Source organism: Knoellia aerolata DSM 18566 (genome assembly GCF_000768695.1).
Classification (GTDB): domain Bacteria; phylum Actinomycetota; class Actinomycetes; order Actinomycetales; family Dermatophilaceae; genus Knoellia; species Knoellia aerolata.
This window is the reverse complement of sequence record NZ_AVPL01000047.1, coordinates 1-15,333: the sequence shown is the minus strand read 5'-3', so window position 1 is coordinate 15,333 and position 15,333 is coordinate 1. Positions and strand designations below refer to the sequence as shown.

14 protein-coding genes, 1 tRNA gene and 1 pseudogene are annotated in these 15,333 nt (G+C 70.7%); 9 read left to right on the top strand and 7 right to left on the bottom strand.

Annotation, left to right across the window (positions count from 1 at the left end):
- Positions 1–22 precede the first annotated feature (22 nt).
- Positions 23–1,261, top strand: coding sequence for an NAD(P)/FAD-dependent oxidoreductase (locus tag N801_RS14475; protein ID WP_035939276.1), 1,239 nt, complete (start codon positions 23–25; stop codon positions 1,259–1,261).
- Between the two features lie 148 nt (positions 1,262–1,409).
- Positions 1,410–2,033 carry an antibiotic biosynthesis monooxygenase gene (locus tag N801_RS14470; RefSeq protein WP_035939271.1) on the top strand — a complete coding sequence of 208 codons (624 nt, stop codon included), beginning with the start codon at positions 1,410–1,412 and terminating at the stop codon, positions 2,031–2,033.
- Between the two features lie 146 nt (positions 2,034–2,179).
- Here N801_RS14470 and N801_RS14465 read toward each other — a convergent pair.
- A tRNA-Gly gene (locus N801_RS14465) sits at positions 2,180–2,253 on the bottom strand.
- A 139-nt stretch (positions 2,254–2,392) separates the two neighbouring features.
- Here N801_RS14465 and dcd point away from each other — a divergent pair.
- The 3 genes from dcd to N801_RS14450 are packed head-to-tail and all read left to right on the top strand — an operon-like array spanning position 2,393 to position 3,972.
- Complete coding sequence (gene dcd, locus N801_RS14460) at positions 2,393–2,968, top strand: dCTP deaminase (protein WP_035939267.1); 576 nt, start codon at positions 2,393–2,395, stop codon at positions 2,966–2,968.
- 6 nt (positions 2,969–2,974) lie between these two features.
- Positions 2,975–3,313, top strand: coding sequence for a divalent-cation tolerance protein CutA (gene cutA, locus N801_RS14455; RefSeq protein WP_035939262.1), 339 nt, complete (start codon positions 2,975–2,977; stop codon positions 3,311–3,313).
- A gap of 8 nt (positions 3,314–3,321) precedes the next feature.
- Positions 3,322–3,972: an alpha/beta hydrolase gene (locus N801_RS14450; protein WP_084109012.1), complete on the top strand. Its 651-nt coding sequence runs from the start codon at positions 3,322–3,324 to the stop codon at positions 3,970–3,972.
- 29 nt (positions 3,973–4,001) lie between these two features.
- Here the strand turns inward: N801_RS14450 and N801_RS14445 are convergent, their stop codons facing one another.
- The 4 genes from N801_RS14445 to N801_RS14430 form a co-directional block, all read right to left on the bottom strand.
- The gene (locus tag N801_RS14445) at positions 4,002–5,411 is read right to left on the bottom strand and encodes an MFS transporter (protein WP_035939259.1); all 1,410 of its coding nucleotides are present in this window, start codon (positions 5,409–5,411) and stop codon (positions 4,002–4,004) included.
- A gap of 87 nt (positions 5,412–5,498) precedes the next feature.
- Positions 5,499–6,938, bottom strand: coding sequence for an ABC transporter substrate-binding protein (locus N801_RS14440; protein WP_245618462.1), 1,440 nt, complete (start codon positions 6,936–6,938; stop codon positions 5,499–5,501).
- Positions 6,939–6,956: 18 nt separating this feature from the next.
- Positions 6,957–7,835, bottom strand: a complete 879-nt coding sequence (locus N801_RS14435) for a carbohydrate ABC transporter permease (protein ID WP_245618461.1) — start codon at positions 7,833–7,835, stop codon at positions 6,957–6,959.
- A 5-nt stretch (positions 7,836–7,840) separates the two neighbouring features.
- The gene (locus N801_RS14430) at positions 7,841–8,836 is read right to left on the bottom strand and encodes a carbohydrate ABC transporter permease (RefSeq protein WP_245618460.1); all 996 of its coding nucleotides are present in this window, start codon (positions 8,834–8,836) and stop codon (positions 7,841–7,843) included.
- A 168-nt stretch (positions 8,837–9,004) separates the two neighbouring features.
- Between N801_RS14430 and N801_RS14425 the strand changes: the two genes are divergently transcribed.
- From N801_RS14425 to N801_RS14410, 4 genes are all read left to right on the top strand, one after another.
- Positions 9,005–10,135 (top strand): ABC transporter ATP-binding protein, encoded by a 1,131-nt coding sequence (locus N801_RS14425; protein ID WP_035939256.1) that lies wholly within the window; start codon positions 9,005–9,007, stop codon positions 10,133–10,135.
- The gene (locus N801_RS14420; protein WP_035939252.1) at positions 10,132–10,779 is read left to right on the top strand and encodes an ABC transporter permease; all 648 of its coding nucleotides are present in this window, start codon (positions 10,132–10,134) and stop codon (positions 10,777–10,779) included. The genes N801_RS14425 and N801_RS14420 overlap by 4 nt, the downstream gene beginning before the upstream one ends.
- The gene (locus tag N801_RS14415) at positions 10,776–11,597 is read left to right on the top strand and encodes an ABC transporter permease (RefSeq protein ID WP_245618458.1); all 822 of its coding nucleotides are present in this window, start codon (positions 10,776–10,778) and stop codon (positions 11,595–11,597) included. Before N801_RS14420 ends, N801_RS14415 begins: the two co-directional genes overlap by 4 nt.
- Before the next feature lie 102 nt (positions 11,598–11,699).
- On the top strand, positions 11,700–12,617 hold the full coding sequence (locus tag N801_RS14410; protein ID WP_035939249.1) for an ABC transporter substrate-binding protein: 918 nt from the start codon (positions 11,700–11,702) through the stop codon (positions 12,615–12,617).
- A gap of 120 nt (positions 12,618–12,737) precedes the next feature.
- Here N801_RS14410 and N801_RS19880 read toward each other — a convergent pair whose 3' ends face one another.
- A complete protein-coding gene (locus tag N801_RS19880) occupies positions 12,738–14,066 on the bottom strand; it encodes an HNH endonuclease signature motif containing protein (RefSeq protein ID WP_169744278.1) in 1,329 nt (442 codons plus the stop codon).
- 215 nt (positions 14,067–14,281) lie between these two features.
- A pseudogene (locus tag N801_RS21110) lies at positions 14,282–15,333 on the bottom strand (hypothetical protein); the annotation flags it as partial.

Below are 15,333 nucleotides of genomic sequence, written 5' to 3'. Positions count from 1 at the left end.
GCCCTGCCTGAAAGGGTGAGGCGTGCACACGATCGTCATCGGCGGCGGGATCATCGGCCTCACCACCGCGTACCACCTCGCTCGTGAGGGTCGCGCCGTCACCGTCGTGGACGCCCGCGCCATGGGGCAGGGCGCCTCGGACGTCAACGCCGGCTGGGTCGTGCCCGCCGTCGCCGGTCCGGTCCCGGCACCGGGCATGGTGCTGTCGTCGTTGCGGTGGATGGTCCGTCCGGACAGCCCGCTGTGCATCCGGCCGTCGGTCCGGCCCGACTTCCTGCGCTTCATGCTGGGGATGTGGCGGCACTCCAACGCACGCGACCACCGCCGTGGTTTCGAGGCGCATCTCCGGCTGGCGCACGGATCGATGGACCTGCTCGACGAGTACCGCGCCGACGGTCTCGCCTTCGAGATGCACGGCGACGGTCTCCTCATGGTGTTCCTCGACGGTGCGCGTCTGGCGCACCACACCGCGGACCTCGACCTTCCGCGCAGCCACGGTCTGGAGCCGCGGGTCCTCGTCGGTGACGCGGTGCGCGAGCACGAGCCGATGCTGTCCGACCGGGTGCGGGGCGGCATCCACTTCCCGCACGAGCGGTACCTCGACCCGGGCGCTCTCGTGGCGGCGCTCCGTGCCCGACTCGGCTCCCTGGGCGTGGAGCTCGTCGAGGACGCGCCGGTCGACGACGTGACGGTGATCGGGGACCGCGTGACCGCGATCTCGTCGCGCGGACGGCGCTTCGACGCGGACACCTACGTGCTGGCCGCGGGTGCGTGGACCGGCCAGCTCTCCGCGCGGTTCGGCGAGCCGCTGCCGGTGCGCTCGGGCAAGGGCTACTGCGTCGACACCTCCCCCCTTCCGCTGCGCGGTGCCGTCAACCTCTCCGAGGCCAAGGTCGCCGTCACGCCCCTCGACGGTCGCCTGCGGCTCGCGGGGACGATGGAGCTCGGCGGGCTGGACGAGACGATCGACGAGGCCCGTGTCGCGGCGATCCGCAGGGCGCCCGAGGCGTACTTCCGGGACTGGGAGCCGTTCCCGGGCGCGACCGTCGCGCGGGCCGGGATGCGCCCCATGACCCCGGACGGCCTGCCGGTCATCGGCCGGCTCGGCCGCCTCACGAACGCCTACGTCTCCACCGGGCACGGGATGCTCGGCGTCACGCTGGCTCCCGGCACGGCCGCCGCCCTCACCGAGCTGATCGTCCACGGCCGGACCGCTCCGGCGCTGGAGCCCTTCGCGTCAGCCCGCTTCAGCGGCCGCTGACGGGTCACGGCCGTCGAGGCGAGCGTTGTGGCCGGTCTGGGGTGGCGAGGAAGGTGCTGGGTGACTCTTGCCGAGGACCCCGCGTCGGAGCAGTGTTGGACCCGACGGTGGCACCGTCGGGGTGCTGCCCCGATGAGAGGAGTTCGTCGTGTTCGCACGTACCACCACCCTGCAGGCAGATCCCGCCAAGGTCGACGCCGGCATCGCCCATGTCCGCGACGAGGTCACCCCGGCGGTCACCGCCATGGACGGGTGTGTCGGGATGTCGATGCTCGTGGACCGCGCCTCCGGCCGCTGCATCGCCACGACGTCGTGGGAGTCCGAAGCAGCCCTGACGGGCAGTGCCGAGATGGTGCGCCCGCTGCGCGACGCAGCGCAGTCGGCCCTCGGAGCCACGACCAGCTCCGTGGACACCTGGGAGGTCGCCGTCGTCCACCGCGACCACGCGATGCCCGACGGCGCGTGTGCCCGGGTCACCTGGCTGGGCGGGATGGAGGACCACGCCGACCGCGCCGCTGACGTGTTCAGGATGGCCATCCTTCCCAAGGTCCAGGAGTTCGACGGTTTCTGCAGCGCCAGCCTGATGATCAGCCGCGAGACCGGTCGTGCGGTGGGGACGGTCACCTTCGAGCGCCGGGAGCACCTCGAGGCCAGCCGCGAGGCTGCCGCCCGGCTCCGCGAGGCAGCGAGCAAGGACATCGGGGCGACCATCGACGACATGGCAGAGATGGAGGTCGCGTTCGCTCATCTGCACCTGCCCGAGATGGCGTGACAGCCTGACGAGGCGAAGTGCCGAGGAACCGGGCGCGACGTGAACCTGGACGCGGGTCGGCCAACGGCCTCGTGGTGGCGCGTTGCGCGCCCGGTGACTCGTGGGAGAAGCGGACGGAGCCGCGGCCCTGACCTGCGGCTTTGTCGTGGAGCCGGTGACGGGAATCGAACCCGCGTGTCCAGCTTGGGAAGCTGGCGCTCTACCATTGAGCTACACCGGCAGGCGCCCCCGGAGTGGTCATGCGGGCCCCGGGACGGTGGCGCGGCAGGAAGTCTAACCCGACCATGCGCCGCCACCGCGAGGTGACCCGACCACGCTCGGCGAGCACCCGGCATACGCCCTCGGGTTAGTCTCTCCCCGTGCTGCTCAGTGACAAGGACATCAAGGCCGAGGTCGACGCCGGGCGCGTGGTCCTGGACCCGTGGGACCCGGAGATGATCCAGCCGAGCAGCATCGACGTGCGGCTCGACCGCTACTTCCGCCTCTTCGACAACCACAAGTACCCGTACATCGACCCCCGCGAGGACCAGCCCGACCTCACCCGCCTCGTCGAGGTCGAGCCGGACGAGGCGTTCATCCTGCACCCGGGGGAGTTCGTGCTCGGGTCGATCTACGAGACCGTCACCCTCCCCGACGACGTCGCCGCCCGCGTCGAGGGCAAGTCCAGCCTGGGCCGCCTCGGCCTGCTCACCCACGCCACCGCGGGATTCGTCGACCCCGGCTTCAGCGGCCACGTCACGCTCGAGCTGAGCAACGTCGCGACGCTCCCGATCAAGCTGTGGCCGGGCATGAAGGTCGGCCAGCTCTGCTTCTTCCGCCTCTCCAGCCCGGTGGACAACCCTTACGGGTCCACCGCGTACGGCTCCCACTACCAGGGCCAGCGGGGCCCGACCGCGAGCCGCTCCTTCAAGAACTTCCACCGCACCCAGGTCTGAGGCCCCATGACCAGCGACCACGGCATCCTCGAGGTGCGCATTGCCGCCCCGGCCGAGCACGCGGCCCACATCGCCCAGCTCCTCGTCACCGAACGCCTTGCCGCCTGCGCCCAGGTGCTCCCCGGCATGACGTCGACGTACCGCTGGGACGGCGAGGTCGTCAGCTCCGACGAGCACCTCGTCATCGCGAAGTCGCACCGCGGCCGGTTCGACCGCATCTGTGAGCGGGTCGGCGAGATCCACCCCTACGAGACGCCCGAGATCATCGCCGTTCCCGTGATCGACGCCAGTGCCTCGTATGCCGCGTGGCTGCTCGCGGAGATCGGCGCCGGCGAGCCCTTGTGACGGACCCGATGGGCCCGACGGACCCGACCGACCCGACGGACGACGCGGTCGCGCACGAGCTCAGGGGCAGCACCCCGGACTCACCCGAGGCCGTCGTCCTCGTGCTCCACGGTGGCGGCGAGACCGGCTACGGCCCGGTCGAGTGGATGCGGGGCCCCGTCCTGCGGATGTGGCCGTTCGCCAGGACGATCGAGCACCGGGCCGGTGACCGGCTCGCGGTGCTGCGGCTCAAGAACCGCTACTTCGGCTGGAACGGCTCCGACGCAACGCCGCTGGTCGACGCCCGCTGGGCCCTCGACCAGGTCCGGGAGCGGTATGCCGGGTTGCCCGTCGCGCTGGTCGGCCACTCCATGGGTGGCCGGGTCGCACTGCACCTGGCCAGCGAGCCCGACGTCACCGCGGTGGTCGGTCTGGCGCCGTGGGTGAACGGCGGGGACCCGGTCCACGGCCGCCCCGGCCTCGACGTCCTGCTCATGCACGGCGTGGGCGACCGGATCACCGACCCGCGGCGGACCAAGGGGCTCGCCGAACGCCTCCGCGCGCAGGGCGCGAGCGTGACGTGGCGACCGGTCGAGGGCGACGGGCACGCGATGCTCCGCCACCCGCTGACGTGGCACCGCGAGGTCGCCGACTTCGTCACCGGCTCGCTCCTGACCTGACGGGCGCCGCGGCGGGAGCCTGCGGGTCGCTACAGCGCGTCCTCGCGCACGCGGCCCGAGGTCCTGGCGAGGCCGAACCAGCTGACGACGCCTCCGACCGTCAGCAGTCCGGCACAGATCACCATTGCGGCACGGAAGCCCGACGTCATCGCGGTGGGGTCGAGGTAGTCGTCCCCGGACAGCCCGACGAGCGCCGGGAGCGCGGCGACGGCCAGCAGTGAGCCGGCGCGCGCGACGGCGTTGTTCACGCCACTGGCGACGCCGGCATACCGGTCGGGTGCAGCGGCGAGCACGGTCGCGGTGAGCGGGGAGACGAGCAGCGCCAGGCCCAGCGAGAACACGACGAGCCCGGGCAGGACCGTCCACCACGTCGCACCACGGCCGGCCGGCAGCAGGAGCAGCACGCCCGCGGCGCAGATGACCGGGCCGAGGGCCATGGGAATCCGCGGACCGATCCGCTCGGAGAGCTGGGCGGCCCTCGAGGACAGGAACATCAGCGCGATGGTCGTGGGCAGCCCGGTGAGCCCGGCCGACAGCGCCGACCAGCCCGCCGAGACCTGCAGCTGGAGGACGAGGATGAAGATGACGACACCGAGCGCGCCGTAGACGACCAGCGTCATGCCGTTCGCCGCCGAGAAGACCCGGTCCCTGAAGAGGCCGAGCTGCACCAGTGGTGTGCGAGAACGCGACTCGACGACCACGAAGCCCACCGCCGCCGCGAGGGCCAGCACCGACACGGCCACGAGGAGGCTACGGCTCATCGACGCCGACGCGGTGAGGGCGTAGGTGAGCGCACCCAGCGACAGCACGGTCAGGCCGCCGCCGAGGACGTCGAAGCGGCGCCCGGTCGCCTCGGTGTCCCGGGTCTCGGGTGTCGTCCACAGCGTGAGGGCGATGACGGCGAGGCACAGCGGCACGTTGATCCCGAAGATCCACCGCCAGCCGCCGTTGTCGACGAGCCACCCACCGACGAACGGGCCGATCGCCGCGGAGATGCCCGACAGCCCGGCCCACGTGCCGATCGCGGCGGCCCGGTCCTCGCGGGCGAAGACCGACTGGATGATCGCCAGCCCACCGGGAGTGAGGAGCGCCGCGCCGATGCCCTGCAGCACCCGGGTGGCGATGAGCTGCCCGGGCGTCTGGGCGACGGCGCACAGGACGCTCGCGACGAGGAACCAGCCCATCCCCCAGAGGTAGACGCGGCGACGGCCCAGGCGGTCACCGAGCGCACCTCCGACGAGGACGAGCGAGGCGAGCGCCAGCATGTAGCCGTTGATGACCCACTGCAGCTGCTCCAGCGACGCGTCGAGCTCGGTGCCGATCGTGCGCAGTGCGACGTTGACGACCGACCCGTCGAGGATCGCGATCCCCGAACCGAGCGTCACCGCGGTCAGGGTGAGGCGGCCACGCCGCGAGTCACGGGTGAGGAGTTCGGTCACGCGCTCATTCTGGCCCCCACGGCCACGCACGGACGCGCCCTCGAGATCGGGGATCTCGAGGGCGCGTCACCGTGTGCTCGGGAGGGGTCAGCCCACCGAGTCGTTGTACTGCTTGATCTGAGCGCTGAGCGACTCCGCGGCCTTGGTCATGGCCTGCTGCGGGTCGGTGCCGTTGAGGGCGGCCTCGAGACCGTCCTCGGAGGCCTTGCGCGCCTGCGGCATGACACCGAGGAGGCAGCCCTGCGTCGCCTTGCTCAGCTTGGTGTTCTCGAGCTGCTGCACGGCGACGTCGAAGAGCGGGTTCGCCTTGCGGTAGGTGACGTCAGCGGGCTCCTCGAGGGCGCCCTTGCTGATGGGGAAGTAGCCGGTGCCGATGTGCCACTGGGCCTGGCTCTTCGGGTCGGCGAGGAACTTCACGAAGCGCCACGCGGCCTCCTTGTTGGCGTCCTCGTGGTTCTCCCCGTTGATCCACAGCGAGGCGCCGCCGATGATCGGGCCACCCTCGGTGCCGGCCTTGATGTGCGGGTAGTTGGCGGCGCCGAGCTCCCAGCCGCCCTCCTTGGCGGCCTTGCTGTAGCCGCCGAGCTGGCCGGTCGACTCGAGCGTGATGGCGAGCTGCCCGGACTTGAACGCCGCCTGGGCGGCCTTGGTGTCGCGACCGGTGTTGGCGGCATACCCGTCCTTGACCATCTGCTGCCACCACTTGACGACCTCGACGGCCTCGGGCTGGTCGAAGAGCACCTTGGTCGCCTTGCCGTCGCGGCCGTTGCCCTGGTCGCAGTACTCCTTGCCGTCGGTGGCGATGAACTGCTCGAGCAGCCAGCCGTAGATGGCCGCGCCGAAGCCGTAGTCGGCCGGGCCGCCACCCTTCTTGGACAGCTTCTCGGCGGCGGTGCGGATCGCCGCGAGGTCCTGCGGCGGCTTCTCCGGGTCGAGGCCGGCTGCCTTGAAGAGGCTCTTGTTGTAGTAGAGCACCGGCATCGAGGTGTTGAACGGCATCGAGTTCAGCTTGTCGTCGATGCTGTAGTAGCCGGTGATGTTGGGCTGGAGGTCGGTGACGTCGAGCTTGTCGCGCTCGATGAACGACTGCATCGGGATGGTCTGCTTCGCGTCGATCATGAAGCGGGTGCCGATGTCGTAGATCTGGATGACGTCCGGCGTCGACTTGCTCTGGATCGCCGCCTTGTACTTGGTGATCGCGTCGTCGTACTTGCCGGCATATGTCGCCTTGACCTCGATCTTGCCCGTGTTCTGGGCGTTGAAGTCGGTGACGAGCTTGGTCAGCGCCTCGGCGTTGGTGCCGTCCATCGCGTGCCAGAACGCGACCGTCGTCACGCCGCTGGCCTTGTCGAGGACGTCGGCGGCCGGCGCCCCTCCGCTGGCCTTGTCGCCGCCCTCGCCGGTGCTGCCGTCACCGGTGTCGCCGCCGCCGCAGGCGGCGAGGAACAGTGACGCGGACACGATCCCCGCCGGCACGGCATACCTCAGTCGGCGTCGGCTGTGGACGCCCTTCGTCGTGGTCTTCACGTCGAACTCCTTCATTGACTACTTGACGGCGCCCGTGGTGAGCCCACGAACGATGAAGCGCTGCCCGAAGATCACGAGCAGAAGGGTGGGGAACAGCGCGAGCATGACTCCGGCGAGGACCATCCCGGGAGAGTCCGAGTCCGAGCTCTGCAGCTGGCTGATCCCGATCTGGATCGTCTGGTTCTCGGGGGCCTCGGTGGCGAGGAGCGGCCAGAAGTACATGTTCCAGGCCGACAGGGCCGACCAGATGCCGAGGGCGGCGAGGCTGGGACGGCTGAGCGGCAACAGGATCGAGAAGAGGAAGCGCACGTGCCCGGCCCCGTCGACCCGCGCCGCGTCGCGCAGCTCCATGGGGAAGGAGAGGAAGGACTGGCGCAGGAGGAACGTCCCGAAGCCGGTCGCGAGGAACGGCAGGGTGAGTCCGGCGATCGTGTCCTTGAGCCCCCACTGCGAGATGAGCAGGTAGTTCGGGATGATGATCGACTCGAACGGGATCATCATCGTCGACAGGAACACGGCGAACCAGAACCCGCGCCAGCGCAGGTTGAGGAAGACGAACGCGTATGCCGCGAGCGCGCTCGTGATCATCTGGCCGAGGGTGATGCCCAGGGTCTGCAGGACGCTGGTGAGGTACTGGTCGCCCAGCGGGATGATGTCGAGCGCCTTCGAGTAGTTCTCCGGGTGGACGCCGTTCTCGGGGTAGAGCGCCGGCGGGAAGCTGTTGGTGTCGCGCTCGCCCATGAGCGAGCCGACGAGCCCGTAGTAGACCGGGAACAGCACGATGAGGAAGAGCACCCCGAGGATGAGGTAGGTGCCGATGTTGCTCGGGCGCCGACCGGGCCTGGCTTTCTTTGGTGCGGCCTTCCCGGGCGTGGCGACCGGTTCCTTCGTCGTCACCGATGTCACCGGTAGAACACCCGCCTCTCGAGCACGCCGAACTGCAGCGCGGTGATGATGAGCACGATGACGAGCAGGACCATCGCCTGGGCCGACGCGTAGCCGTAGTTGCTGTTGTTGTTGGCGAACGCCTGCTCGTAGATGGAGTAGACCAGCGTCGTCGTCCGGTCCTCGGGCCCACCGACGGTGAGGATCTTGATCTGCCCGAAGCTCTGCAGCGAGTGGATCGTGCCGACGACGACGAGGAAGAACAGCTGCGGCGTGAGCAGCGGCATGACGATCGAGCGCTGCAGCCGCAGGCCGGACGCGCCGTCGAGCCGCGCCGCCTCGAGGACGTCCTCGGGGAGGGCGCCGAGCCCGGCCGAGAGGACGAGGAGGTTGTAGCCGATCTGCATCCACACCGTCGCCCCCGAGACCGACCACAGGGCGAGGTCGGGGTTGGTGAGCCACTGCACCTTGTCGATGCCGAAGGTGTTGAGGATGCCGTTGAGGACACCGGAGGCGGGGTTGAACAGCACCCCGAAGATCACCGACGCCGTGGCCACGGAGAAGGCGAACGGCAGCGCGAACGCGGTCCGGAAGAACCGCACGCCCTTGATCCGCGACTGCAGGAGCAGCGCGATGAGCAGGGCGATGGCGATGCTCGGGATGACCGTGAGGATCGTGAACGCGAAGGTCACCCACAGCACCTGGAGGAAGTCCGGGTCGCTGAACAGCCGCGTGTAGTTGACGAGGCCGACGAACCCGCTCGGGTTGCCGAGGATGTCGGTGCCCTGGACCGAGAGCAGGATCGACTTCACCAGCGGCCAGAAGATGAAGACGCCGAACACCACGAGGGCGGGCAGGAGGTAGAGGACCGCGACGAAGGGCTCCCGACGCGCCTCCCGGCCCGCGGGGGTCGGCGAAGGGGTCCCGCTGCGCTCTCCGGGATCCTCACCGGAGCCGTGCTCGGGGAGCACCTTCTCGCCGGACGTCGTCGTCACGTCGGTTACCTCGTCCATCGTCGTTGCGGGTGTGGCGTCATGCTAGGCGGGATTTGGGGATTTCCCGTCCACCCGGGCGTGCGATGGTGCGTTTTCTTCGCCCGCGATTCCCGGTCCCTGAACAGCACGTATGCCGTCACCGCCGGTTAGTTTGGTCGGACCATCCGCTCGGTGAGGGACTGACGCATGATCCGGTTCGACGATGTGACCAAGCAGTACCCGGACGGCACCGTGGCCGTCGACCACCTGACGCTCACGGCGCCGACGGGCAAGATCACCGTCCTCGTCGGTCCGTCGGGCTGCGGCAAGACGACGTCGCTGCGGATGGTCAACCGGATGATCGAGCCCACGAGCGGCACGATCACGCTCGACGGCCAGGACACCGGGCGCATGGACGAGGCGGAGATGCGCCGCGGGATCGGCTACGTCATCCAGCACGCCGGGCTCTTCCCGCACCGCACCGTCCTCGACAACGTCGGCACCGTCCCGCGCCTGCTCGGGTGGGACAGGAAGAAGACCCGCGACCGGTCGCGCGAGCTCCTCGAGCGGGTGGGACTGGCCCCCGAGCTGGCCGACCGCTACCCGTCCCAGCTCTCCGGAGGGCAGCAGCAGCGGGTCGGCGTGGCCCGGGCGCTCGCGGCCGACCCGCCGGTGATGCTCATGGACGAGCCGTTCAGCGCGGTCGACCCCGTCGTGCGTGACCAGCTCCAGGACGTGTTCCTCGACCTCCAGTCCGAGCTCGGCAAGACGATCGTCTTCGTCACCCACGACATCGACGAGGCGATCAAGCTGGGTGACCAGGTGGCGGTGCTGCGGGTCGGGGGCAAGCTCGCCCAGGTGTCCGACCCGGCCTACCTGCTCACGCACCCCGTGGACGACTTCGTCGCGGACTTCGTCGGTCGCGACCGGGGCTACCGCTCGCTGCAGTTCCAGCCGGCTCCGCGGCTGCCGCTGCGCTCCGAGCGCACGCTCGTGGTCGGGGAGTCGACGGTCGGCCTCACCGAGCCGTGGGTGCTCGTCGTCGACGACGAGCGCCGCCCCCTCGGCTGGGTCGAGCCCGCTCGCGTCAACGGTGAGGTCACCTCCGAGGCGCTGCACCGCGGCGGCACCGTCGCGCGGGCGTCCGGTTCGCTGCGCGGCGCGCTCGACGCGGCCCTGTCGTCCCCGTCGCGTCGCGGCGTCATCGTCGACGACTCCGGGACCCTCGTGGGGACGGTGCGCGGGCACGAGGTCCTCTCTCTCATCGAGTCGGCGGAGCGCCCGGACGTGGACCGGCCGGACGCCCTGGCCGGACACCGCGGCGAGGGCCTGGCGTGACCTGGGTCAACGACCACTGGGGCGACATCTTCACGCTCGCCCGCAGCCACGTCTGGCTGGCCGGGGTGCCGCTGATCCTCGGACTGCTCATCGCGCTGCCGCTCGGCTGGGCGGCGCGGCGCTGGTCGCGGCTCTACCCCGTGCTCATCTCGACGTCGGGCCTGCTCTACACCATCCCGAGCCTCGCGCTCTTCGTCCTCATGCCGATCATCCTCGGCACCAAGGTGCTCGACCCGGTCAACGTCGTCGTGGCCATGACGATCTACACCGTGGCCCTGCTCGTGCGGACCGTCGCGGACGGGCTCGGGTCCGTCCCGGACCACGTCCTCCAGGCAGCCCGGGCCATGGGCTACGGCGGGCTGCGCCGTTTCTTCGGGGTGGAGCTGCCGCTCGCGGTACCGGTCATCGCAGCCGGACTGCGCGTCGCGGCGGTGAGCAACGTCAGCATCGTCTCCGTCGCGTCCCTCATCGGGGTGCCCCAGCTCGGCAACCTCCTCACCGACGGCTACGACCGCTTCATCACGGCCGAGATCATCGCGGGCATCGTCGCCTGCGTCGTCCTGGCGCTCGTCTTCGACGGCCTCATCCTCCTCGGGGAACGCCTGCTCACCCCGTGGCGTCGAGCCCAGGTGGTGCGGTCGTGATCGCCAGCATCCTCGAGTGGCTCACCTCGTCGGCGACGTGGTCGGGTGACTCCGGGCTGGGCGCCCGCATCGTCCAGCACCTCTGGTACAGCCTGCTCGCCGTGGCGATCGCCGCAGTCGTCGCCATCCCGCTCGGGCTGTGGGTGGGCCACACCGGGCGCGCCAAGTGGCTCGTGACGCTCGCGAACTCCCTCCGGGCGGTGCCGACGCTGGGTCTGCTCTTCGCGGTGGCCCTGTGGCTCGGACCGAAGTTCTCGTCCGACCTCGCGTTCCTCATCCCGAGCGTCGTCGTCCTCGTCGTGCTCGTCATCCCGCCGATCCTCTCCGGTGTGTATGCCGGCGTGGAGGCTGTCGACCCGGCCGCCCGGGACGCGGCGCGCGGGATGGGGATGCGGGGGATGCAGGTCGTCCGACAGGTCGAGATCCCCAACGCTCTGCCGCTCATCCTCTCCGGGCTGCGCTCGGCGTTCCTCCAGGTCATCGCGACGGCGACGGTCGCGGCATACGTCGGTCTGGGAGGTCTGGGGCGCTACCTCATCGACGGGATCAAGACGGGCGACTACGTGTCCACGGCCGGTGGGGCGATCGTCGTCTCGCTCCTCGCGCTGGTGGTCGACGGACTTCTCGCGCTGGTCCAGCGGGCTGTCGTCTCGCCCGGCCTGACCGGTGGGACCGTCGGCCGCTCCCGCCGTGGCCGCGTCCTCCCGGAGGACACCACGGCGACGGGCGAGGCGCGTGAGCGGGCAATGGATGGGGTACGTGGCCCTGCCGGTGGAATGTCCGAGGTCGGAGGAACAGTTGACACCCCCAAGGCCTGATCACGGGTCGCCCACGCCCGTGCCCTCGGGCGCGGCCGCACGACGTCGCACCACTGCTCGACGCGCACCACGCCACCGCACCGTCTCAGCGAAGGACACCTCATGAAGCGCATGACCTCGGTACTCGCAGTCACCACGGCAGCCATCCTCGGGCTGAGCGCCTGCGGCGGCGGCTCCGACCCCCTCGACAGCTCCTCGCCGGCCGCCAGCGGCAGCGCGTCCAGCGGTGGCGCGGTCGTCATCGGATCCGCCGACTTCCCCGAGTCCGAGCTGCTCGCCGAGATCTATGCGGGCGCGCTCAAGGCGAAGGGCATCGACGCCTCGACCAAGCCCCGCATCGGCTCGCGTGAGATCTACCTCAAGGCGCTCGAGGACGGCTCGATCCAGGCCGTGCCCGAGTACACCGGAGCCCTCGGCTTCTTCTACGACAAGGCGTTCGCCGAGACCGACCCGGAGAAGGTCTACACCTCGGTGCAGGGCCTGCTCCCCGCCGAGTTCGCGATGCTCGAGAAGTCGGCCGCGGAGGACAACGACTCGATCGTCGTCACCAAGGAGACGGCCGACTCGCAGCAGCTCAAGACCATCGCGGACCTCAAGGACAAGGCTGGCGAGATGTCGCTCGGTGCGCCGCCCGAGTTCAAGGCGCGTCCGCAGGGCGTTCCGGGGCTGGCCAAGACCTACGGCGTCACCTTCGGCTCGTTCCGTGAGCTCACCGGCCAGGCGCTCGTCCAGGCCCTCAAGAACGGTCAGGTCGACGCGGCCAACATCTTCACCACGGACCCGTCGATCGCCGAGAACGGGTTCGTCTCGCTCGAGGACACCGAGAAGCTCTTCGGGTCGCAGAACATCGTCCCGCTCGTGGTGAAGGACCGGTCCGAGGAGCTCGCACCGGCGCTCAACGCCGTCTCGAAGGCGCTCACGACCGAGGTCATCTCCGGCCTGCTCAAGCAGACGGTCACGGACAAGAAGGACGCCAAGGACGTGGCAGCCGAGTTCCTCAAGGCCAACAACCTCGGCTGAGTCTGCCGGTCTGATCCTGCGGCGCCCCTCTCGACCCCGGTCGGGAGGGGCGCCGCGCGCGGTCGGGACCGTGCAGCACCGCGACCCCGGCGCCGAGTGGCGTCGGGGTGCGGGGCGGGGTCATCGCCGGTGGTGAGTGTCGTCGCCGGAGGCGCGGTCGAGTCCGGAGTCGAGCCGGGCCAGAGCGTGGTCATAGGCACCGCGAGTGCGGTCCCAGACGACCTGTTCCCCTCCGTGGTGGTCGCGGTCGAGCCACCCGTGGAAGCGCTGGGTGTGGACGGCGGTGTGGTGTCGCTGGCAGAGCAGCGCGGCGTTGGTGATGTCGGTCGCTCCGCCGTCGGCCCAGTGGACGAGATGGTGGGCGTCGCACCACGAGGCGGGAGCATCACACCCCGGATAGGTGCAGTGCCGGTCGCGCAGCCAGAGCCGCTTGATCTGGGCCGGCGTGAACCACCGCTCGGCGCGACCCAGGTCGACGACCTCTCCGCGACTGCCCAGGACCGTCGGGATGATCGTCGCGTCGCAGGCCCAGCGCCGGACGGTCTCGGGCGTGGCCAGCTCGCCGGTCGTCAGTCCTCCCAGCAGCCTTCCGCTCCCGGCCCGTCGCTGGAGGTCCTCGAGCGACACGGTCACGAACACCTGGGCCTTCGTCGAGGACCACGTCCTGTCGCCGGCCGCCTGCGCGCGGCCGATCACGGCGATGAGCGCCTCGGCGCGGCGTTGGTCATGCGGTCGCAGATCGGGTTCGCCGTCGACCGGAGCCGGCGCGGACAACGGGCCGATCGCTGCCTCGAGGACGGCCCTCCCCGACCGCGAGATGCGAAGAAGGTACTCCCACAGTCCGGGGGCGATCTCCTTGCCGGAGGACAGGGACACCCCTCGGGCGGCCCGCTCTTCGCTGTCGTCGAGGGAGCCCTCCGCTCCGTAGCGCGCGAGCAGCTCCTCGCGCAGCCGCCGGACCGTGCGGGCGTCGTGACACTCACCCAGGGTCATCAGGCCCTCCCACACGCTGTCGACGGCCTCGGGGTTCAGGTGTGGCTTGAGCAGGCGCATCTCCGAGAGCGCGACCTGGGCGGTGCCGATGCTGACGCGACCGGACACCACGGCGTCGCGAAGGATCCGGTGCCGCGACTCCCGGCACGCCTCGGCCACCCGGACGAGTCGGCTGGCACCGGCCACCGCGTAGCGGCGGTGGTGAGCCGAAACCCACTCGCGTGCAGTCTGTGGCGGGGCCTGCAGCGCGGGCTCGCCGCGGTCGAGGGCCTCGATCGTGATGGCGGCTTCGGCACCTTCGGCGACCGCTGAGAGCTCGCCCAGGGTCTCCATCCCCTGTGCGAGCTCGTCCCCGCTGGCCTGCCACAACACTGAGGGGAGAGTCGCCGCGGCCTCCCGCGCAGCACGCATCCGCTCCACGCACTCCGCGTAGGTCAGCTGCGTCGCCGTTCCCATGGAGAAGACACTACGGGTGCCCACTGACACTGCACTGACCGCGAGCATGACTGTGCTGCAACCGTATTCGGCATAGCGCATGCCTCGGATCCCACTTGTCGCACGTGGCTCAGGAGTTGCGCCTCACCGGGGAAACGTCACGAACGAGACGCATGGAAACTCATCGAGCCCCACCGACGCGACGGTCGGTGGGGCTCGAAGGTGTCGGCGGCGAGTCAGTCCCAGGGGTCGGGAGCCGCGAGGAGCTCGTCGGCGTTGGCCGGCTTCTCCACGGTGGAGCTCGCCGCCACGGACGCCTCCTCGGACGACTCCACGGTCTCGGCGCTCGACGAGGACGTGACGGCATCCGGCTGGGTGCTCGGAGGCTCACCGACGGCCGCGTCGTGTGCCGTCGTGTCGTCCGAAGCGGCCGACCGGGTTGCCGCCTCAGTCGTCGCCGCGGCACGCTCGTCGAGGCTGCCCGCGTCATCCCACGGGTCGGGCGAGGGCATGACGGCGTCAGCGTCGGCGTCGGGCTTCGACGTGGGCCCGTCCTGCGCCGGCTCGACGGCGGCCGAAGGCTCCGGCGCGGTGTCCGCGGTGGCGGTCGGAGCAGTGGGAGCCGAGACGGTGGGCTCGTCCCACGGGTCGACGTCCGCGGCAGCCGGTTCGGACTGCGCGGTCTCGGTCCTCGGCTCGGTGTCCGCGGCCTTGGCGTCAGCGAGCTCGCCAGCCTCTGGGGCGGTGGCCGGTGCGGCGGGTGCTGAGCCGGTGGGTTCGTCCCACGGGTCGACGTCATGACTCGACGCGGGCGCCGCCGACGGGTGCGCTGCCACCTGGGCGTCTGTCACCGGAGCCGACTCCGCAGCCGGCGTGTCCGTCAGCGCTGCGGTGCCGGGGGTGTCCCACGGGTCGACGTCGTCGGTCGACGCTGCAGCCGCCTGCTGCGCCTTTTCGGGTGAGGGCTCGCCCTCGGAGGCGCCGGCCTTCTCGGTGGGTGTGGAGGGCTCATCCCAGGGGTCGGCTTCCGCGGTGGGTGCGGGGGCAGCCGTCCCGGCGGTAGAGACGGGTGCGTCCCAGGGGTCGGCCTCGGCGGTGGCCGCGGGGGCAGCGGTGTCCGCGGTGGCGACCGGTGCAGGTGCGTCCCAGGGGTCGGCTTCCGCGGTGGGTGCGGAGGTGGAGGCGTCGGCGCTGGCGGTCGGGGCGGGTGCGTCCCAGGGGTCGGCCTCGGCCGTCGCCGTCTCGTCGCTCGGTGCCGCCGCCCTCGCAGCGGCGGACTCGGCCGCCG